The organism is Streptomyces sp. NPDC001816, from assembly GCF_042892235.1.
GTDB lineage: Bacteria > Actinomycetota > Actinomycetes > Streptomycetales > Streptomycetaceae > Streptomyces.
On the sequence record NZ_JBIATY010000001.1, the window covers coordinates 567,111 to 585,960 of the forward strand.

At 70.8% G+C, this 18,850-nt stretch carries 16 protein-coding genes and 2 pseudogenes; 10 read left to right on the forward strand and 8 right to left on the reverse strand.

Annotated elements, in window-relative coordinates; translation table 11 throughout:
• The first annotated feature begins 19 nt into the window (after positions 1 to 19).
• Genes ACFYZZ_RS02555 through ACFYZZ_RS02565 form a run of 3 tightly spaced genes read left to right on the forward strand, consistent with a single transcriptional unit; the run spans position 20 to position 3,872 of the window.
• Positions 20 to 1,552, forward strand: coding sequence for a VWA domain-containing protein (locus tag ACFYZZ_RS02555; RefSeq protein WP_389170528.1), 1,533 nt, complete (start codon positions 20 to 22; stop codon positions 1,550 to 1,552).
• On the forward strand, positions 1,549 to 2,583 hold the full coding sequence (locus ACFYZZ_RS02560) for a hypothetical protein (RefSeq protein ID WP_389170530.1): 1,035 nt from the start codon (positions 1,549 to 1,551) through the stop codon (positions 2,581 to 2,583). The genes ACFYZZ_RS02555 and ACFYZZ_RS02560 overlap by 4 nt, the downstream gene beginning before the upstream one ends.
• The gene (locus ACFYZZ_RS02565; protein ID WP_389170532.1) at positions 2,580 to 3,872 is read left to right on the forward strand and encodes an extracellular solute-binding protein; all 1,293 of its coding nucleotides are present in this window, start codon (positions 2,580 to 2,582) and stop codon (positions 3,870 to 3,872) included. The genes ACFYZZ_RS02560 and ACFYZZ_RS02565 overlap by 4 nt, the downstream gene beginning before the upstream one ends.
• 25 nt (positions 3,873 to 3,897) lie before the next feature.
• On the opposite strand, the gene ACFYZZ_RS02570 is transcribed toward ACFYZZ_RS02565, so the two are convergent.
• Positions 3,898 to 4,767 (reverse strand): LysR family transcriptional regulator, encoded by an 870-nt coding sequence (locus ACFYZZ_RS02570; protein ID WP_389170535.1) that lies wholly within the window; start codon positions 4,765 to 4,767, stop codon positions 3,898 to 3,900.
• 152 nt (positions 4,768 to 4,919) lie between these two features.
• On the opposite strand from ACFYZZ_RS02570, the gene ACFYZZ_RS02575 reads away from it, so the two are divergent.
• Both ACFYZZ_RS02575 and ACFYZZ_RS02580 read left to right on the forward strand, forming a co-directional pair.
• The gene (locus ACFYZZ_RS02575) at positions 4,920 to 6,140 is read left to right on the forward strand and encodes an MFS transporter (RefSeq protein ID WP_389170539.1); all 1,221 of its coding nucleotides are present in this window, start codon (positions 4,920 to 4,922) and stop codon (positions 6,138 to 6,140) included.
• 7 nt (positions 6,141 to 6,147) lie between these two features.
• Positions 6,148 to 7,065: a TIGR03854 family LLM class F420-dependent oxidoreductase gene (locus ACFYZZ_RS02580; protein ID WP_389170542.1), complete on the forward strand. Its 918-nt coding sequence runs from the start codon at positions 6,148 to 6,150 to the stop codon at positions 7,063 to 7,065.
• Positions 7,066 to 7,086: 21 nt separating this feature from the next.
• On the opposite strand, the gene ACFYZZ_RS02585 is transcribed toward ACFYZZ_RS02580, so the two are convergent.
• Together ACFYZZ_RS02585 and ACFYZZ_RS02590 are read right to left on the reverse strand one after the other, a co-directional pair.
• Positions 7,087 to 7,686 (reverse strand): NADPH-dependent FMN reductase, encoded by a 600-nt coding sequence (locus ACFYZZ_RS02585; protein ID WP_389170545.1) that lies wholly within the window; start codon positions 7,684 to 7,686, stop codon positions 7,087 to 7,089.
• Between the two features lie 67 nt (positions 7,687 to 7,753).
• Positions 7,754 to 7,876: pseudogene (locus tag ACFYZZ_RS02590) on the reverse strand (CorA family divalent cation transporter); the annotation flags it as partial.
• 495 nt (positions 7,877 to 8,371) lie between these two features.
• On the opposite strand from ACFYZZ_RS02590, the gene ACFYZZ_RS02595 reads away from it, so the two are divergent.
• From ACFYZZ_RS02595 to ACFYZZ_RS02605, 3 genes are read left to right on the forward strand one after another with little or no spacing between them, the layout of a single operon-like run.
• Complete coding sequence (locus ACFYZZ_RS02595; protein WP_389170548.1) at positions 8,372 to 9,916, forward strand: circularly permuted type 2 ATP-grasp protein; 1,545 nt, start codon at positions 8,372 to 8,374, stop codon at positions 9,914 to 9,916.
• A complete protein-coding gene (locus ACFYZZ_RS02600; protein WP_389170551.1) occupies positions 9,913 to 10,845 on the forward strand; it encodes an alpha-E domain-containing protein in 933 nt (310 codons plus the stop codon). Before ACFYZZ_RS02595 ends, ACFYZZ_RS02600 begins: the two co-directional genes overlap by 4 nt.
• Before the next feature lie 2 nt (positions 10,846 to 10,847).
• Complete coding sequence (locus ACFYZZ_RS02605; protein WP_389170554.1) at positions 10,848 to 11,702, forward strand: transglutaminase N-terminal domain-containing protein; 855 nt, start codon at positions 10,848 to 10,850, stop codon at positions 11,700 to 11,702.
• Between the two features lie 183 nt (positions 11,703 to 11,885).
• Here the strand turns inward: ACFYZZ_RS02605 and ACFYZZ_RS02610 are convergent, their stop codons facing one another.
• The 4 genes from ACFYZZ_RS02610 to ACFYZZ_RS02625 form a co-directional block, all read right to left on the reverse strand.
• Entirely contained in the window at positions 11,886 to 12,908 is a 1,023-nt protein-coding gene (locus ACFYZZ_RS02610) for a LacI family DNA-binding transcriptional regulator (protein ID WP_389170556.1), read from the reverse strand.
• A 77-nt stretch (positions 12,909 to 12,985) separates the two neighbouring features.
• Positions 12,986 to 13,822 (reverse strand): ATP-binding cassette domain-containing protein, encoded by an 837-nt coding sequence (locus ACFYZZ_RS02615; RefSeq protein ID WP_389170559.1) that lies wholly within the window; start codon positions 13,820 to 13,822, stop codon positions 12,986 to 12,988.
• Positions 13,819 to 14,832, reverse strand: a complete 1,014-nt coding sequence (locus tag ACFYZZ_RS02620) for an ABC transporter permease (protein ID WP_389170561.1) — start codon at positions 14,830 to 14,832, stop codon at positions 13,819 to 13,821. Before ACFYZZ_RS02620 ends, ACFYZZ_RS02615 begins: the two co-directional genes overlap by 4 nt.
• A 168-nt stretch (positions 14,833 to 15,000) precedes the next feature.
• Positions 15,001 to 16,017, reverse strand: a complete 1,017-nt coding sequence (locus ACFYZZ_RS02625; RefSeq protein WP_389170564.1) for a sugar ABC transporter substrate-binding protein — start codon at positions 16,015 to 16,017, stop codon at positions 15,001 to 15,003.
• 245 nt (positions 16,018 to 16,262) lie between these two features.
• Between ACFYZZ_RS02625 and ACFYZZ_RS02630 the strand changes: the two genes are divergently transcribed.
• Both ACFYZZ_RS02630 and ACFYZZ_RS02635 read left to right on the forward strand, forming a co-directional pair.
• Positions 16,263 to 17,225: a carbohydrate kinase gene (locus tag ACFYZZ_RS02630; RefSeq protein ID WP_389170567.1), complete on the forward strand. Its 963-nt coding sequence runs from the start codon at positions 16,263 to 16,265 to the stop codon at positions 17,223 to 17,225.
• A gap of 51 nt (positions 17,226 to 17,276) precedes the next feature.
• Positions 17,277 to 17,579, forward strand: coding sequence for a putative quinol monooxygenase (locus ACFYZZ_RS02635; protein ID WP_389170570.1), 303 nt, complete (start codon positions 17,277 to 17,279; stop codon positions 17,577 to 17,579).
• A gap of 251 nt (positions 17,580 to 17,830) precedes the next feature.
• On the opposite strand, the pseudogene ACFYZZ_RS02640 reads toward ACFYZZ_RS02635, so the two are convergent.
• Positions 17,831 to 18,844: pseudogene (locus tag ACFYZZ_RS02640) on the reverse strand (glycoside hydrolase family 32 protein); the annotation flags it as partial.
• Positions 18,845 to 18,850: the final 6 nt, after the last annotated feature.

Below are 18,850 nucleotides of genomic sequence, written 5' to 3' on the forward strand. Positions count from 1 at the left end.
AAACGAGGGGGACGAGGCCATGAGTGTGGCCGGGAGAGGCGAGAGCACCGAGGACATCACGGTGACCCTCGCAATCGGCCAGGAGAAGGAACTGCCCGTCGCGCCGACCGCGGCCGGGCGGTCCCAGGACCGGGAGATGCACGCCATCCTGGAGATCGGGGTCAGCAGCAACGGCACGCCGGGCATCGTCACCGGGGGCGCCCGCGGGGCAGGGCCCGCCCTCGCCGAGGTGCTGATCGTCGACACCTCCCGCTCCATGCTGCACCCGGACGCCAAACTGCGCGCCGCCAAGGACGCCACGGTCGCCGCCCTGCGGCTGCTGCCCGAGGGCACCGCGTTCGCCGTGCTCTCCGGCCGGTTCGACGCCACCGTGGTGCACCCCGGCCCGGACCGTGAGGGCATGGCCGTCGCCGGGACCGCCGAGCGGGAGGCCGCCGAACGCGCCGTACGGATCCTGGACGCGAACGGCGGCACCGCCATCGGCCACTGGCTCGACCTGGCCCGGCGGCTGCTGAGCAAGCAGTCCGCGCCCGTCAAACACGTCCTGCTGCTCACCGACGGGCGCAACGAGCACGACCACCGCGCCGGTATGCGTCTGGACACCGCCCTGGAGGCCTGCGACGGCCGGTTCGTCTGCGACGCGTGGGGCATCGGCGACGACTGGGACGCCGACCTCCTCCTGGGCATCACCCGGCGACTGCACGGCCGGGCCGGCGCGGTCCGCCGCGAGTCGGAACTGCCCGCCGCGTACGAGGAGTTGGTGAACGGACTGCTCGGCACCGCCGTCCCCGAGCTGCGCATCAGGATCACCCCGACGCCCGGCACCGTGATCCGTCAGGTCAAGCAGGTCGTGCCGAACGAGCAGGAACTCCTCGCCACCGGCGCCGAGTTGGGCGCACGCGGCGCCGAGTACGTCACCCGCGCCTGGGGCGAGGAGACCCGGCACTTCCAGGTCGTGCTGACCGCCGACCCGACCGGCCGCGAGATCGACGAGGACCTCCAGCTCGCCGCCGTGGACGTGGTCGTACCCGACTTCGGGCCCGCCGTACGGCTGCCCGCGCCGCAGCCCGTCCTGGTGCGCTGGACCGACAACCCGCTCGACGCTTCCCGGCAGCATCCCGGGGTCCGCCGCCACGAGCTGTACCAGCAGGCGAGCGCCGCCGTGGCCCGGGCCTACCGGGCCTGGCTGCGCCGCGCGGAGGGCAGGGCGGAGGCGGACCGGGAACTCGCCCGGGCACTGGCGCTGGCCGGAGAGCTGGGCGACGCCCACCTGCTGGGCGCCCTGCGCCGGATCGAGGCCGAGCCGGGCACGGGCCGGGTCCGCGACGGCCTCAAGGACGTCGACTGGCAGCACCTGATCCTCTCCAGCGCCATGACCACCCCACCGGAACAACCCGCCGCGGGCCCGCCCGAGGCAGGTCCGCCGGCCGCCGGTCCGCAGGCCCCGCCCGATACCGACGAGCTGATCGAGTGCCCGGAATGCAAGTGGCTCGGCCCGGCGGACTCCGTGTACTGCGGCAGGTGCGGACGTCTGCTGGGGGGAGCCCTGTGAGCGTCGACGCCCGCACCAGGCCGGGCCGGCGGGTGCACGCCACCACCAGCCCCCGCGACCGGGCCCAGCTGCCCCGCCTCCTCGGCCGCCTCCTCGGCTCCGGGCGGCGACCGCCGGACCCGGGCAGCACGACCGCGTACGAACTCGGCGTGCGCCGCCGCCTCTTGCTGGCCCTGACGGCCGTGCTGACCCTGTCCCTGTTCCTGTCCTACGAGGGGGTGCACGCGGACGCCAACCCGCTGCGCACCTCCAGCGCCCCCGCCGTCGTCGCCATCGACACCGCGCTGTACGCGCTCGGCGAGGCACAGGCGGACGCGACCGGGGGGACCCCGTCGACCAGCGAGTTCCAGAAACAGATCTCGGTGGCCGCGCAGAGCCTCGCCCTGGCCGCCACCGACGACGTGGGCGGCCCGGGCGGCCGGCAGGCCCTGCAGACGGTCGCCGGACTGATCATCGGGTACACCGGCATGGTCGAGAAGGCCCAACTGGAGCCACAAGGGAGCGTGTTGCGGGACGCCTACCTCAGCTACGCGACCAGCATGCTGAAGACCGCGAAGGCCGGCATCGAGGACCGGCTCAGACGGCTGCAGGACGAACAGCGGGCCGTGGTCGGGCGGCAGACCTCCTTCGGATGGGCGCTGTGGCTCGGCTGGAGCGTGACCGCGCTGCTCGTCCTCGCCCTGGGCGCGGCCCTGGTGGAGACCCAGCTCTTCCTGCGCCGCCGCTTCCGCCGCAGGTTCAACCGTCAACTCATCGCCGCATGCGCCCTGTTGGCCGGAGGGTTCACGACCCTCGTGCTGTTCACGGTGTGGACGCGCCAGGGCATGACGGACACCCGCTCTCTGCTCGACCAGCTGGTGTCCGGGCAGGCCGTCACGGACGCGGGGCAGCACACCGCCGGGTACCTGGCGCACACCGGTCTCCGCGCGGCGGCCTCGGCGTGGATCGTGTTGGGAGGCATCGTGCTCATGGCGCTGACCGAGACAGGTCTGCGACAGCACATCAACGACTACCGGTTCAGGCCCCGGTGAGCGCCCCCGGCAGCGGCCCCGCGGCCGCCACCCGGCGCCGCCCGGTGCGTACGGTCACCGTGCTGGTGAGCTGCCTGGCCGTGCTGGCGGCGGCCGTCGTGCTCGGCGTACGCGCCCTCGGACAGGAACCGACCGTCACCCTGCTGGCCAACTGGACGGGCAAGGACGAGCAGTACTTCCGGGAGGCGGTCATCGACCCCTTCGAGCGCAAGTACCACGTCCACGTCGACTACCAGGGCAGCTCCGCCGAGAGCCAGGTGCTCAGCGCCGACGTCGAGGCCGGCACCCCGCCCGACGTCGTGGTGCTCACCGGCCCCGGCGAACTCGCCGCCTACGCCGACCAGAAGCAGCTGCAGCCGCTCGAAGATCTCGTCCCACAGGGCGACTTCAGCAAGTCCTGGGTAACGCCCAGGAACGGGCACGTGTACTGGTTCCCGCTCAAGGCCGACCTCAAGAGCATGGTCTGGTACCGGCCGGGGGTCGGTGCGCAGCAGCGCCAGGACGCTGCGAAGCGGCCGGACCAGTGGTGCCTCGGCATGGGCTCGGGCGCCACCAGCGGCTGGCCCGGCACCGACTGGATCGAGGACATCCTGCTGCAGCGGTACGGCCCGGGCGTGTACGAGCGGTGGGCGCGCGGCCTGCTGCCCTGGCAGTCCAAGGAGGTGAAGGAGGCCTGGACCACCTGGGGGAAGATGGTGGGCGCCGGTGGCTCCAGGGACCTCGTCCTGCGCGCACTGCAGACCGAGTACCAGAAGGCGTCCGAGCTGGTGACGATGAACCCGCCCCAGTGCACCCTGGAGCACCAGGCCTCCTTCATCCGCAACCTGGATCCGTGGAAGAAGGCGCGCGGTCGCTACGAGCCCTCGACCGGCCTCATTCCCGGCGCCACCACGGACAACGCCTGGGAGGTCTCCGGCGACCTGGTCGCCCTGCTGCACGCCACCCCGCAGGCCCAGGACCTGATCCGGCACCTCGCCTCCGCCGTGACCCAGCGGGCGTGGAGCACCAAGGAGGCCGGTCTCTCCGTCAACGCCCACGCGCAGCCCGCGGCAGATGACTCCACCCCCGCCTGGCGCCGCTCGCTGGCCCGGACCCTCCTCGACCGCGGGGCGGTCCACTGCTTCGACGCCTCCGACGCCATGCCGCCCCCGGTGCGCGACGCCTTCGCCCAGGCGACCATCGACTTCCTCGCCGATCCGCGCCAACTGGACGACCTGCTGAAGAACCTGGACAGCCTGGGCAGCGCGGAGAGCCTGAGCTGGCTGACATCCGTATGCGACCGCACGTAGAGAGGAGACGATCGATGAACGGCTCTCAGGGCTCGGTCGCGTCGAGCGCCGCCTCGGCGACGCGTCGTACCACGGTCCTGCGGTCGGCGCTGCGCCAGGCGAGCGCGGTCGAGCAGTGGATGTTCCCGGACAGGGGCACGATGACCACGTTCGCCCGGGCGTAGTGCTCGTCGGTGCTCTCCGAGACCAGCGCGACACCACGGCCGAGGGAGACGAGTTCGAGGGTCTCCTCGATGGACCGCGACATGACCATGTCGCGCAGGTCGGTGATGCCCACGGCCTGTGGGGTGCGGAACTCGGCCCAGGTCCGGTCCTCGGAGAGCGGAACGACCCAGGTGCGCCCGGCCAGTTCGGCCGGTTCGACACGATCACGGCCGGCCAGGGGATCGTCCAGGGGGAGGGCGACGGCCCGACGATCACTGGCCACCGTCAGGCTGCGGATCGTGGGGTCGTCCAGCGGCGGCCACACGATGGCGAGGTCGGACCGACCGGACGTCAGACCGCAGCTCGGGTCGGCGTAGTCATAGCGGCGCAGGGTGATGTCGGCGCCGGTCTCGTCCCGGACGAGCTTCATGAGCCACGAGGTGCGGCGGCCGGCCGCCTCCCCCATGAAGCCGATCGTGAGACTCGGTCTGCGGTCCGCGAGCAGCGCGTCGACCCGGTCGGCCGCGTCCACGGCCGCGAGGGCGTCGGCGAGCAACTGCCGCCCGAAGTCGGTGAGATGCACGCCGTCGCGGGTGCGGCTGAAGAGCGGCCGGCCGGCCTCGGCCTCCAGCCGGCGGATCGCGTCGCTCACCGCCGGCTGCCGCACCTTGAGCGCGTCGGCCGCCCGCTGGAACGAGCCCGTACGAGCGACGGCGGCGAAGGCACGCAACATGGCAAGCGTCGTGGGCATCACCGGAGCATAACCGCCACCCCCTGCCATCGCTTATGTCCATCGACTCTGCTTATGGGGCAGAAAGCGCGTGAGGGCTGATCATCGACGTCGTGCGGCCGGGCTGCCGCACCCTCCCTCCAGGAACCGAAGGACAAGGTGTACCTCGTCTGATGCTGCGCAGCACTCTGCACGCGGTCCGCGGGCTCGCGCCCGAACTGCGGACCCTGTTCGTCACCACCCTCCTCTTCCGGTCCGGAACCATGGCGTTCCCGTTCCTGTCCGCCTACCTGGTGGCACAGAACGACTACTCCGCGAGGCAGGTGGGCTCGATCGTCGGTGCCTACGGTGTCGGCGCGCTCGCCGCCGACCTCGCGGCCGGGCCGGTCCTGCGGTTCGTGTCCGCGCGGACCGTGATGATCAGCGGGCTGGTGGGCAACGCGGCGCTGGTGCTGGTCCTTCCGCTCGCGGAAAGCGCCGCGCTGCTCACGGTGGGCACCCTCGTATGGGGCTTCTTCTACGAGGCGTTCACGCCGGCCGCGTACGCGGAGACTGTGCGGTACTCGCAGGAGAGCGACCGCAAGGTCGCCTTCTCCTGCAACCGGCTCGCCATCAACGTCGGCATGGGCATCGGACCGGCGCTGGGCGGACTCGTGTTCGCCTGGCGGCCGGCCGGCCTCTTCCTCATCAACGCCTGTGTCGTCCTCGCGACCGCCGTCCTCCTCACCCTGCGGACCTCCAAGGGGGCCGTGGCGGCGGGGGAGAAGCCGGTCCGGGGGCGCCTGGTGGCGCCGACCCTCAAGGGCGAGACCCGGTTCTGGACGATCTTCCTGCTGGCCCTCCCGATCCATCTGGCGTACGCGCTGCCGCCGACCTTCCTCAGCGCCTACGTGATCCACGAGCGCGGCCTCGACAGCTTCTGGGCCGGCCTCGTCTTCTTCGTCAACGCCGGCGCCATCGTGCTCTTCGAGGTGCCGCTGAACACGGCGATGCGGAACGTGAGCCACTACGCCTCGCTGCTGGCCGGCTATCTGCTGGCCGGCGCGGGCTTCGCACTGATGGGCCTGTCCGGTTCGGGCCCCACGCTGGTGGGCGCGACGCTGCTGTGGACCGCGGCCGAGATGGTCGTCTTCCCGGCGCTCCTGCACTACGTCAGCGAGGTCTCCGACCCGTCCGTCACCGGCCGCAACATGGGGCTCTACTCGGCGGGCGTCAACGTGGGCCTGATCGCCGTGCCCCAGCTGAGCCTGATGCTCACGGCAGGCGGCCACGCGGCGACCCCGTGGTACCTGGTCGGCGTCGCCGTCGGCGTCGCGCTCGTCCTGATCGTCACCGTCCGGCGCAGTTCCCACCTCTGGCTGACCGAGCCCGAGCCCGTGACCCAGGAGATCTGATACCGGTATGAAGATTCGCATCGGCGTGGGGAACGTGCCCGAGCGCGCCACACCGCCCGGCAACCCCGATCTGACCCGTCTGGTGGCCGAGTTGGAGACGCACGGGGTCGACTCGGTGTGGTTCTCGGACCTGGTCTCGGCGCCGGGAGTGGTCGATCCGCTGGTCGCCGTCGCCTACGCGGCGGGCCGTACCGAGCGGCTGAAGCTGGGCATGAGCGTGGTGGTCCTGCCCGGCCGCAACCCGGCGGTGCTCGCCGCGCAGCTCGCGGGCCTGGCCGCGCTCGCCCCGCGCCGCGTCCTGCCCGTCTTCGGCGTCCGCCCCGCCCGGCCCGCCGACCGCACGGTGTTCCCGGTGCCGGACGGGCGGCGTTCCGAGGTGTTCGAGGAGGCTCTGGGCGTGGTGCGGGCCTTGCTGACCGGGCCGGTCGTCACCCACCACGGCCGGTTCTTCCACCTGGACGAGGCCTCGGTCGCCCCGCTGCCCACGCGGCCCCTGGACCTGTGGCTCAGCGGCCGGGTGCCGGCCGCGCTGGACCGGGTCGGTCGGCTCGGCGACGGCTGGCTCGGCAGCACCATCACCCCGGCCGAGGCAGAGGCCTGCCGTGCCCGGATCGTCCGGGCCGCCGACCACGCGGCCCGGACGATCGACGAGGACCACTACGGCACCTACCTGACGATCGTCCAGGACGACGCCGACGAGCAGGCCGTGGACGCCCTGCTGGCCCGCCTGCGCCAGGACCGCCCCGACGTGGCCGACCCGCGCACCCTGCTGTGCTGGGGCTGGGCCGACGCCCGCGACCAGCTGCGCCGGTTCACCGACGCGGGCCTGTCGAAGTTCGTGGTGCGCCCGGCGGGCCCGGTGACCTCCCGCCGTGCCTTCGTCGAGGCGTTCGCGACCGAGCTGCTGCCCCTGGAGAACCGCTGACGTGCCGCCGCCCGCCGGGCTTCAGACAGCGGCCCGGGAAGCCGCACGCAGCGGGCGGAGCGCCCCCGCCCACGCCAGCAGCTCGTCGACCAGCCCGCGCACCTCCGCCACGTGCGGCTCCTGCGGCTTGAAGTCGGCGAAGTCCACGAAGTCCACGAAGTCCTCGTGCAGCGACAGCGCCACCTGCGGACCGATGTCCGCCATCCGCAGCGGCCCCGCCTGCGCGCGCAGCTTCTGCACCGCGATGACCGCGCCGAAGATGCCGTAGCCGACATAGCCGACCGGCTTGCCGCCCCACTCCTCGTAGAGGTAGTCGATGGCGTTGGTCAGGGCGGCGGGCGGGGCGGTGCCGGATGCCCGATGTGCGTACGGTCCCCGCCACCACCCCCACCGGGGTGGTCCAGCGTCCGGCGGGGCATGACACCCAGGCTCCAGCCCTCCACGGGCCGGTGCCAGGTCATGGAGTACCCGCCCCACCCCGGCCGGAGCCTCCTCCGGCCGGGCCGGGTGCGGCTCTCCCACGGAACCTGTCGACGACGCACCCGCGCCGCCGAGCGGACCGGCTTCCACCGCCCGCACGCCGCCGAAGTCCACCACCTCCCCCCGAGGTTCGGACCCCACGATGGCGGCAGACGACCACGCCGCGCCCGAAAAGCCTGTAACCCTTAGGTACACGCAGAGTTCCCGAGACGCTGACGCAGACGACCCCCATCAACCCGATTGCGAAGGGGTATCCGAAGCTCCCGCCCAGCTCCGGCATGTCGTGGAAGTTCATGCCGTAGATCGTCCCCACCAGCGTCGGCGCGAACAATGGCGTATTCCGACGTCGCGGTTTCGGCAAGCCACACCACCTGGTTCCTGCCTGCTCACTGTCGCCGTCGACTTCTGCCCCTCCGGCGAGCACCGTGTCCTGGCGTGAGTCCCCTACCGCGAAGCCGCCGAGCGGTTTCGTGTCTGGTTGGCCGAGACGGCGCCTGCCGTGGCCGCCGCGGCCGGTCCTGACCGCTTGGACGGCCTCCCTGCCCAGTTCCGGCCAGTCATCGCGGACACCAGCGGCGAGGGCCTGGCACTGTTCTGAGCGGGCACCAGGAGACCTGCGCAATTGCAGGACGTGGCCGGTGATGCGACGGGAGGCGCACGGGGACCGGGTGTGACCAGATGCGAGGGGAGTCAGGCCGAACATCCGACAATCCGTACTCGGGGTGCACCCGAGACTTTTGGCGCCCCACAGGGTGGGCGGCCGCGGGTGCGCTGCCGGAAATCACGTAGAGATCGTCGCGTTACGAGCCGCACTTAATGTCCCCTCATGGCGGATATATTTGACGCATACGCGTTGGCCGACGCGTGGGACGAGATGTTTGTGCGGCCGGGTGAGGTCAGGACCGCCTATGAGCCGGTACTGGCGGCGCTGCAGCCGATCGCACCCAGTGAACTGCGCTTCAGGGCCGACCAGATGGCGCGGGCGTTCACCGACCGTGGTGTGACCTACGCCTTTGCGGGCGAGGAGCGGCCGTGGCCGCTGGACCTCGTGCCGCGCATCCTCGACGCCCTCGAATGGGATCTCATACAACGCGGCGTCGGCCAGAGAGTCAGGGCCCTGGAGGCCTATCTCACCGACGCCTATGGTCCCTGCCGTGCCTTCGAGGACGGCGTCGTGCCCTGGCGGCTGCTCCTCAACTCCCCCCATTTCCACCGTGTCGCGCAGGGGATCGAGCCTCCCGGTGGTGTGCGCATCCACGTCGCCGGCATCGACCTCGTGCGTGACGAGGCCGGGGACTTCCGGGTGCTGGAGGACAACGTGCGGGTGCCCAGCGGGGTGTCGTACGTGATCGAGAACCGGCGTGCGATGACCCGCATCTTCCCCTCCCTCTTCGCCGAGCAGCACGTGCTGCCCGTCGACGGTTACGGGCACCGCCTGCTGGCCGCCCTGCGCGCCGCCGCGCCCGACGGGACCGCCGACCCCAGGGTCGTGGTACTGACCCCCGGGCCCAACAACGCGGCCTACTTCGAACACGCCCTGCTCGCCCGGCTGATGGGCGTGCAACTAGTGGAGGGGCACGACCTGCTGTGCCGGAACAACCGCGTGTGGATGCGGACCACGCGCGGCGAGGTGCCCGTCCACGTCGTGTACCGGCGTCTCGACGACGACTTCCTCGATCCGCTGCACTTCCGGCCCGACTCGGTGATCGGCTGCCCGGGGATCATGAACGCGGCGATGGCCGGCAATGTCACGCTCGCGAACGCCGTCGGAAACGGGATCGCGGACGACAAACTGCTCTATACCTACGTCCCGGATCTGATTCGGTACTACCTGTCCGAGGAACCCGTCCTTCCCAACGTGGAGTCCTACCGGCCCGACGAACCCGGGCAGTTGGAGGCAGTCCTCGACCAGATCGAGCAGCTCGTCGTCAAGCCCGTGGACGGTGCGGGCGGTCAGGGCATCGTCATCGGGCCGAAGGCCGACCCCGACACCCTCGAACGCACCTGCAAAGCCGTCATCACCGACCCCCGCGGCTTCATCGCGCAGCGGCCCGTCGCCCTGTCCACCTCCCCCACCCTCGCCGGCGAGCGCATGGCCCCGCGCCACATCGACCTGCGCCCGTTCGCCGTGCACGACGGCAACGACGTCTGGGTGCTGCCCGGCGGCCTCACCCGCGTCGCCCTCCAGGAGGGCAACCTGATCGTCAACTCCAGCCAGGGCGGCGGCTCCAAGGACACCTGGGTACTCGCCGAGGGCCCCGCCGAACGGCCGGCCCCTGTCGGCTCCGGCGATCTGCCCGACGTCGCTCCCCGCCAGCTGGGTCCCGACGGCACCCCTACGGTCGTACAGGAAGGGGCACAGCAGCAGTGAACGACGTGATCCTCTCCCGGATAGCGGAGGCGCTGACCTGGACCGGGCGGTACGTCGAGCGAGCGGACGCCACCGGCCGGATCCTCGACGCCTATCTGCACCGCATGCTGGAGGACCCCTGGCGCGACGAGGACACGGCCTGCCGGTCGCTGTACGCGATCCTCGGCGTGGACGCGGGGGCGGAACCGGTCGACATGCAACAGGTGCTGGACCAGCTCGCGTTCGACGCGCGCTCGACCGGTTCCATCGAGGGTGCGCTGGGTGCTGCCCGGCTCAATGCCCGCAGCGCCCGTGAGGCCGTCTCCTCGGAGATGTGGGAGTGCCTCAACTCCACCTGGCACGCTCTCGCCGACCAGCGGCTCGCCGCCCGCCGTACGGGTCCGTACGCCTATCTGGAGCTCGTCCGGCGCCGCGCGGCTCTCTTCTTCGGGCTCGCCGACTCCACGATGAGCCGGGACGACAGCTGGCGGTTCGTGGTCCTGGGGCGGAGTCTGGAACGGGTCGACATGACTGTACGGCTGTTGAGCGTGCGCGTGCTGGACGCGGCGCACGCGCCGGACTGGCCGACGCTGCTGAGCGCGAGCGGCGCCGACGAGGCGTACGCGCGCGTCTACGGCGGTTTCGGCGACACCCCGCGCGTGGCCGAATTCCTGCTTCTGGACCGGGACTTCCCACGTTCGGCGCTGCATGCGCTGACCACGGCCGAGGAGTGTCTGACCGCGCTGGGCCGCCCGCGCCAGGACCTGGCACGCCGCCCGATCGGCCGCCTGCGTACCCGCCTGGAGTACCTGGACTCACACGCCCTTGAGGAGCAACTACCAGTACTGCTACGGGACTTGCAGCAGGCTTGCATGACGTCCGCCGACGCGGTGGCGGAACGGTTCTTCCCGTACCAAGGGGCCGTCGAGTGGGCCCAGGAAGGGGCGTGAGCGTGACCGGCAAGGGAATCCGCCGCCTCCGCATCCGGCACGTCACCCGCGTCTCCTACGCGCAGGCCGCCGTCTCCTCGCACAACGAGGTCCGGATGACCCCGCTGACGCTGCCCGGCCAGACCACCCTGGACGGTCGGGTGACTGTCGGCCCGGCGGCCGCGACCTGGTCGTACTGGGACTACTGGGGCACCCAGGTGACCGGCTTCGACCTGATGGACCCGCACTCCGACCTCACGATCACCGCGTCCAGCCTGGTCGAGACGGCCCCGCCCGGTCCGCTTCCCGAGCCGCCCGGCTGGGCGGAGGTGGCCGAACGCACCGCGCGCTCCCGTCTGCTGGAGTTCGCGAACCCGACGGTGCGTACGACGGTCCCGGCGGAGCTGATCGCCCACGCGCGGGAGGTCACGGCGGGCCTCGACCCGCACGAGATGGCCGTCGCCGTCTCCTCGCTGGTCGCCGACCGGGTGTCGTACCTGCCCGGCACGACCGGCGTGAACACCTCCGCCGCCGAGGCCTGGGAGCAGGGCACGGGCGTCTGCCAGGACATCGCCCACGTCACCATCGCCCTGCTGCGGGGCCTGGGGCTGCCGTCCTGCTATGTCTCCGGCTACCTGCACCCGGAGAAGGAGGCCGAGCTCCACCGCCCGGTCGCCGGGCAGAGCCACGCCTGGATCGAGTACTGGGCGGGCGACTGGTGCGGCTACGACCCGACCAACCGCACCCGCGCCGACGAGTCCCACGTGGTGGTCGGCCGCGGCCGCGACTACGACGACGTGCCCCCGCACAAGGGCGTGTACCGGGGGGTGGCGGGCGGGCCGCCGGAGGTGACCGTGGAATTCACACGGGTCGCCTGAACGCGACGGAGGGTCGGGAACCGCTCCCGGCCCTCCGGACGACTGGTCGGTGCTCGGAGCGGGGTCGCTTAATTCATGGCACGCGACGGCGCCGCAGACGATCGACGGCACATCGTGGCACGGCCGGCGGTGCGCCTCACCCCGCAGGCGCGTGCGATTCGTCGTCCGACGGAGCCATGCCTCCTACGGCTTGGGCGCGAGTTGCTCCCCCGAGCCTCGGACGATCAGGCGGGTGGGAACGGTGATGGTGCGTGCCCTGGAGCGATCGCCGTCGAGGCGGGCCAGGGCGGTGGCTGCCGCGCTGCGGCCGATTTCCTCGGGGTCCTGGGCGACGACGGTCAGGGCGGGTTCCAGTGCCTCGGCGAGCGATACGTCGTCGAAGGCGACGACGGCTACGTCCTTACGCTTGCTGCGGGCGAGTTCGGCGACGATGCCAAGCGCCATGATGTTGTTGCCTGCGAACAACGCCGTGGGGGGATCGGCCAGTTCGAGGAGTTGGGAGGTCGCGGCCTCCGCGCCCTGCTGGTCGTGTGCGTCGGCGACCAGCGAGCGGTCGTAGGGGATGTCTGCTTCCTGCAGGGCCGCGCGGTATCCGGCGAGGCGTTCGCGGCGGGTGTACAGCTTGACGGGCAGGTCGCCAACGAATCCGATGCGGCGGTGCCCGTGGGCGATCAGGTGGGCGACGCCGTCCTGGGCCCCCGCACGGTTGGAGCTGACGATGCTGTCCGTGGACAGGCCGACTCCTGGCCGGTCGAGGAAGACGATGGGCAGTCCCGCCGTGCGGTGCGACTTGAGGTGGGAGTGGTCGGCGCCGACGGACGGCACGACGATCAGGATGCTGACGCGCCGGGCGAGGAACTTGTCCGTCAGGGCGCGTTCGCGGTCGGGGTCGTCCGCGGAGGAGCCCATGAGCAGGGTCAGTCCGCGTTCGCGAACAGTGTCCTCTATGGCGCGGGCCACAGCTCCGAAGAAGGGGTTGGCGACATCGGGGATGACCAGGCCGATGGTGGTGTCCGGGCCGCCGACGCGGATGTTGCGGGCCATGAGGTTCGGCTGGAATCCCAGCTTGGCCACCGCGGCGAGTACCTGTTCCCGCGTCTGCTCCGAGACGGGTCCGTCCTCGTTGAGGACGCGGGAAACCGTCTTGGCGCTGACACCTACTTCTCGTGCGACATCGGCCAGGGTGGGGCGGCGGCTCGCTGCCATGGAGGAAACCTTCTCCTGGATGCTCTCGGATTCCGGCCGCGGCCTCGGCCGGAAACAGTGAGAGCTGGGTTGTGCTGTCAGGTGGCCTGTACTCCGGCGGCCTTCGCGGCCTCCGAATCCGCTACGACAGTACCTCCGGCCTCGTCGACGCTGAGCGCGCCGGTCATGATCGCGACGACCTCCGCCATGGAGTAGTCCGAGGGCTTGATCACGGCGGCGCGCCGGCCCAGCCGGTGGACGTGGATCCGGTCGGCGATCTCGAAGACGTGGGGCATGTTGTGGCTGATCAGGACGACCGGCATGCCCTTGTCGCGGACGCGGCGGATGAGGTCGAGGACCTGGCCGGACTCCTTGACGCCGAGGGCGGCGGTGGGTTCGTCCATGACGACGACGCTGCGGGCCCAGGCGACGGCGCGGGCGACCGCCACGGCCTGGCGCTGTCCGCCGGAGAGGGTTTCGACCGACTGGGTCAGCGAGCGCAGGCCGATCTTCAGGTCGGCCATGTGCTCGGCTGCCTCCTGGCGCATGCGCTTCTTGTCGAGCATGCGGAAGGCGCTGCCGAGGATGCCGGGGCGGCGGAGCTCGCGGCCGAGGAACATGTTGGAGGCGATGTCCATGGAGGCGGCGACGGCGAGGTCCTGGTAGACCGTCTCGATGCCGTGGGCGCGGGCGCTCTGCGGGCCGGAGAAGGTGATGGGTTCGCCGTTGAGGCGTATTTCGCCCGCGTCGGGGACCACCGCGCCGGTGAGGGCTTTGATCAGGCTGGTCTTGCCGGCGCCGTTGTCGCCGATGACGGCGAGGACCTCGCCGGGCAGCAGGTCGAAGTCGGCGCCGTCGATGGCGGTGACGTGGCCGTAACGCTTGACCAGCCCGCGGGCCTGCAGGACAGGGGTGGGGGAGCCGGTGATGGTCATCGGGCCTTCTTCCGGGAGATCTGGTCGACGGTCACCGCGAGGATCACCAGGACTCCGGTGATGAGGGTCTGGTAGATGGAAGCGACGCCCATCAGCTGCAGGCCGTTGCGGAAGACGCCGACGATGAGGACGCCGATGAAGGTGCCCAGGACCGAGCCGCGTCCGCCGAAGAGGCTGGTCCCGCCGAGGACCACGGCGGTGATGCTGTCGAGGTTGTCGGTCTGCCCGGCCTGGGGGTCGCCGACTCCGGTGCGGGAGATGAGCAGGAGGGCGGCGATGCCGTACAGGAGGCCGGCCACGGTGTAGACGCCGATGGTCAGGCGGGAGGTGCGGATGCCGTTCAGCCGCGCCGCTTCCGGGCTGTTGCCCAGGGCGTAGACGTGCCGGCCCCAGCTGGTGCTGCTCAGGGCGTAGGCGAGGAGGAGGAACAGGCCGATCGTGACCAGCGAGCCGTAGGTGATGTCGGTCTTGCCGAGCGGGAAGGTCTGGCCGAGGGCCGTCAGCGGACCGGGCAGGCTGGTGACCGTCTGCTCCTCGGAGTAGATGTGGGTCAGCGCGAACGCCACGTTGAGCATGCCGAGGGTGACGATGAACGGCGGCAGCGGGATTCTCTGCACCAGCGCCCCGTTGAGCAGGCCGAAGCCGCCGCAGACGACGAGGCCCAGCGCGATGGCGGCGAGCGGTGGCAGGGAGCCCTCGGCGGCCATCTTGGCGATCATGATGCTGCCGAACGCCATCACGGCTCCGCAGGACAGGTCGATGCCCGCCGTGAGGATGATCAGGGTCTGGCCGATGGCCAGCGTGCCTACGACCATGACCTGCTGCACGATCAGCGAGAAGTTCCCGCCGGTGAGGAACTGGTCGGTCGAGACGGAGAAGAAGACACAGGCCAGGAGGAGGGCGACCAGTGGGCCGGTGGTCGGCTGCGTGAGCAGTCTGCGGATCGTGGTCGGTGCTTTGAGCTCCGCGTACGGCGTGGACGTGGAGGGTGGCGTGGACGTGGCAGTCATGCGAGGTCCTTGTCGGAAGACTCAAGTCCTTGTCGGTCCTTGTCGGACGGCAGGAGGACGAGGGGGCGGCCGTCCCCGGTCGGGGAGGAGGGGCAGGCCGCCCCGCTGAGGGGTTTCGAACGGCGGCAGCTGCGGGGGTTTCGAGCGGCGGCAGCTGGGGTCGGCGACTCAGCCCCAGCAGTTCTCCAGGCCGTAGGCGGTGTCCTTGGACGTGACCCCGTCCTGCGCCTTGTCGGTGATCAGGGTGACGCCGGTGTCGGTGTAGCCGGACGCCTTCTTGCCGTCCTTGGCGTACGTCGCCACGGCCTTGACGCCCTCGGCGGCCATCTTCAGCGGGTACTGCTGCGAGGTCGCGGCGATCTTGCCGTCCTTGACGGCCTGGGTGCCGGTGCAGCCGCCGTCGACGGAGACGATCAGTACGTCCTTCTCCCGGCCCTTGGCCTTCAGCGCGGTGTACGCGCCCAGCGCGGCCGGTTCGTTGATGGTGTAGACGACATTGATGTCGGGCGCCTTCTGCAGGCAGTTCTCCATCGCGGTCTGGCCCTTGGCCTGGTCGCCGCCGGTGTCCTGGGCGCAGACGACGTCCTTGTCCGTGGCGCCGAAGCCCTTCAGGAAGCCGTCGTGCCGCTGGACGCCGACGGAGACGCCCGGCGCCAGGTCGAGGGTGGCTATCTTGGCCGTCCTGCCCTTCATGGCGGCCTTGGCGTACTCGCCGATCAGCTCGCCGGCCTTGAGGTTGTCGGTGGCGAAGAGGGCGTCGACCGCGCTCTCCGGGTCGGTCGGGGTGTCCAGGGCGATGACCAGAACACCCTTGGCCTTGGCCTTCTCGATCGCCGGCACGATCGCCTTGGAGTCGCTGGGGGTGATCAGGATGCCCTTCACCCCGGCAGCGACCATGTTCTCGATGGCGGTGACCTGACCGGCGTTGTCCCCGTCGAACTTGCCCGCCGCGGTGGACAGTTCGACGCCGTTCTCCTTGGCGGCCTTCTCCGCGCCCTCCTTCATCTTCACGAAGAACGGATTGGTGTCTGTCTTGGTGATCAGACCGACCTTGACGCTGCCCGATCCGGCGTTCGCCGTGCCCGATCCGGATCCGGATCCACAGGCAGTCAGGGTGAGGGCCGCGATGCCCGTGCAAGCGGCGGCTCTGAGCAAGGAGGAGGGCAGACGAGAGATGCGAGACATGGACTACTCCTGCGGGATTGCGGGCGAGCGGCCGGCATCGAGGCATGCCGTCCAGGGTGTCATCGTTGACTTATGTCATCGTTGACACTGCATGGCGAGGATGATGGACTCCGCCTGCAGGCAACGTCAATGCCTTGTACCCGTCACAAATCGGCAACGCCCGTGGCCGTCATCCGCCCGAAGCCGTCCAGCGACTGCCCGCGACGTGCCCGTTTCGCCGGCGCGTGCCAAGAGAAGAGCAGCCCATGCCCCCACCTCAGATCACCGTCCTGGGAGAGTGCGTCGCCGACGCGTTCACCGAACCCGCAAGTGCCCTGAACGAACTCGCCCTGCGAGTGCTGCCGGGTGGCGGACCAGCCAACACGGCGGTGGCCCTCGCCCGGCTGGGCACGCCGGCCCGCTTCCTCGCGCGGCTGTCCGGCGACGTGTTCGGCCGCCTCTTCCGGGCCCACCTGGCGGCTTCCGGGGTGGACCTGTCGCATGCCGTCGAGGCCGCCGAGCCCAGCACGCTGGCCGTGGCCGAGCTGGACACCCAGGGCCAGGCCACGTTCTCCTTCCACGCGCAGGCCACTGCCGACTGGCAGTGGACGAGCGGGGAACTGGCCGGAGTGGACCTTGCCGACACCGCCTGCGTACACACCGGGTCACTGGCCCTGGTCAAGGAACCTGGGGCGGTGGTGGTGGAGGACTTCCTGGCAGCGGCCGCTCCCCGATCCACCATCAGCATCGACCCCAACGTCCGCCCGCTCCTGGTGCACCCCGAGGTCTACCGCGCCCGGCTGGCGCACTGGTGCGGTTTCGCGGATGTGCTGCGGCTGAGCGAGGACGACCTGGATCTCCTCCTGCCCGGAACGATGCCCGAGCAGGCGTGCGACACCTGGCATGCGGCAGGGGCGCGGCTTGTCGTGATCACGCGTGGTGCCGACGGCGCCCTGGCCTCACTCGACGGGAAGCGGGTGCAGGTGCCCGCGGTGGCGACGCAGGTCGTTGACACGGTCGGTGCAGGCGACGCCTTCACCGCCGGACTGCTGCACCACCTCGGCACCCGCGGACTCCTCGGCGGCAGGCTGACGGAGTTGCGTCTCGGCGATGTCGAGGCAGCCTGTCGGTTCGCCACGCAGGTCGCGGCCCTGACCTGCTCGGTTTCCGGCCCGAACCCGCCATGGGAGGGCCAGTTGGCGCAGCCGGCGACCGCCGCCGACGCCTGACGGACCGCACGTTGTCCACCTTGACTCCCCCACTGACAAGGACACGAAACCATGACGAAAACCCTGCTCGCCGAGTTCACCGCCCGAGAGGGAGCGGAGGACGAGGTCGCCCGCCTGATCCGGGATTACGCCCTGAAGGTGCGCGAAGAGGAAGGCAACCTGGCCTTCGACGTCTACACCAAGGCGGCCACCCCGCGCGCCTACTGGATCTTCGAGGTCTACCGGGACGAGAACGCCTTCAAGGCACACCTGGACGCCCCGTACGGTCCCCCGTTCAACGCCGCCCTCACCCCGCTGATCGAGGAGGACGCCTCCGTACTGACGTTCCTCGATCCGCTGGCCGTGCGTCCGTAACGAGCATTGAACACCAGCGGCGACCCGGAGCTGAAGCGCAGGGAGACGAACTGCTGCTCCAGCTCCGGGTCGACGGGGTTTGCACGCGTGCATGTACCACGGGGTTGTGGAGGTGCCGGAGCAGTTGTGGCGCAACGGCCCACAGCGCTGCTTGCGGGCGCCTGGCTCACCGAGAACCGTGCGCCGGAAGCCGCTCCTGGCCGACCGGCGCACGGCCCCCCGGCTCGTCACCGCCAGATGGACTTCACCTGTCACGCCTGCAAGTGGTCGAGGGTGGCGGTGCCGCCTTCGGCGAAGACCTCGACGCCCGTGCTGGAGGGGTCGGGGAAGGTCTGGTCGGTGATCACGGCTTCGCCGTTGCCGCTGAAGACCTCGACGGATGACCAGTCGACGAGGATGCGCAGCTTGACCTTGCCGTTCTTGGGCTTCAGGGGCGCGGTCCGGACGCCGGGGAAGGTGCTGTTGAAGTCCACGGCGCCGGAGCGGGTGCGGTCGACGTACAGCTCCTGCGTCGTGGTGTCGTAGCCGATGACGGTCTCCTCGCCGCCCGCGCCGGTGCGGACCTTCAGGCCGAAGCGGTCGGCGTCCTTGAGGGAGAAGGTCGCCTCGATGTCGAGCGCCCTGCCCTTGGCCGTGGGGCCGATCAGGGGCTTGGAGGTGCTCCTGACGGTGACGCCGGACGCGGTCGCGGCCGGACGCTTCTGGCGGAGCGACTCCAGGCTGTCCACCGGCTTGCTGGTCAGCCGGATCTGGCCGTCGACGGTGCGCAGGGCCATCTCCCTCGGAACGCTCTGCGCGCTGCGCCATGGGGAGGTGGGGATGGACTGGCCGTAGTCCCAGTTGTTCATCCAGCCGATCATGTACCGCTTGCCGCCCGGCGCGTTCTCCCAGGACACCGCCGCGTAGTAGTCCTTGCCGTAGTCGGCCAAGTCGGCGCGCTGCACGACGGACTTGGCGGGCTTCTCAGCGGCGGTGAACTGGTCGGCCATGACGTGGCCCCAGCCGGCGGTGTTCATGTCGACGACCTGGATCTGCGCCTTCTTGCCGACGCACGGGCGCATGTCGAAGGACGCCCAGTCCAGGGTCTCGCTGTCGGCGCCGGTCGCGCTGCGGACGACCTCGCCGTCGACGAGCAGGTTGACGGACGTCTCCTGGGAGACGCGCTGGGTCTGGGTGTCGGACAGCACGATGTGGTCGACGTTGAGGTGGCCCCAGCCGCCGGTGCTGTCGCGCAGTCCGGTCAGTGCGTCAACGGTTCGGACGCGATTTCG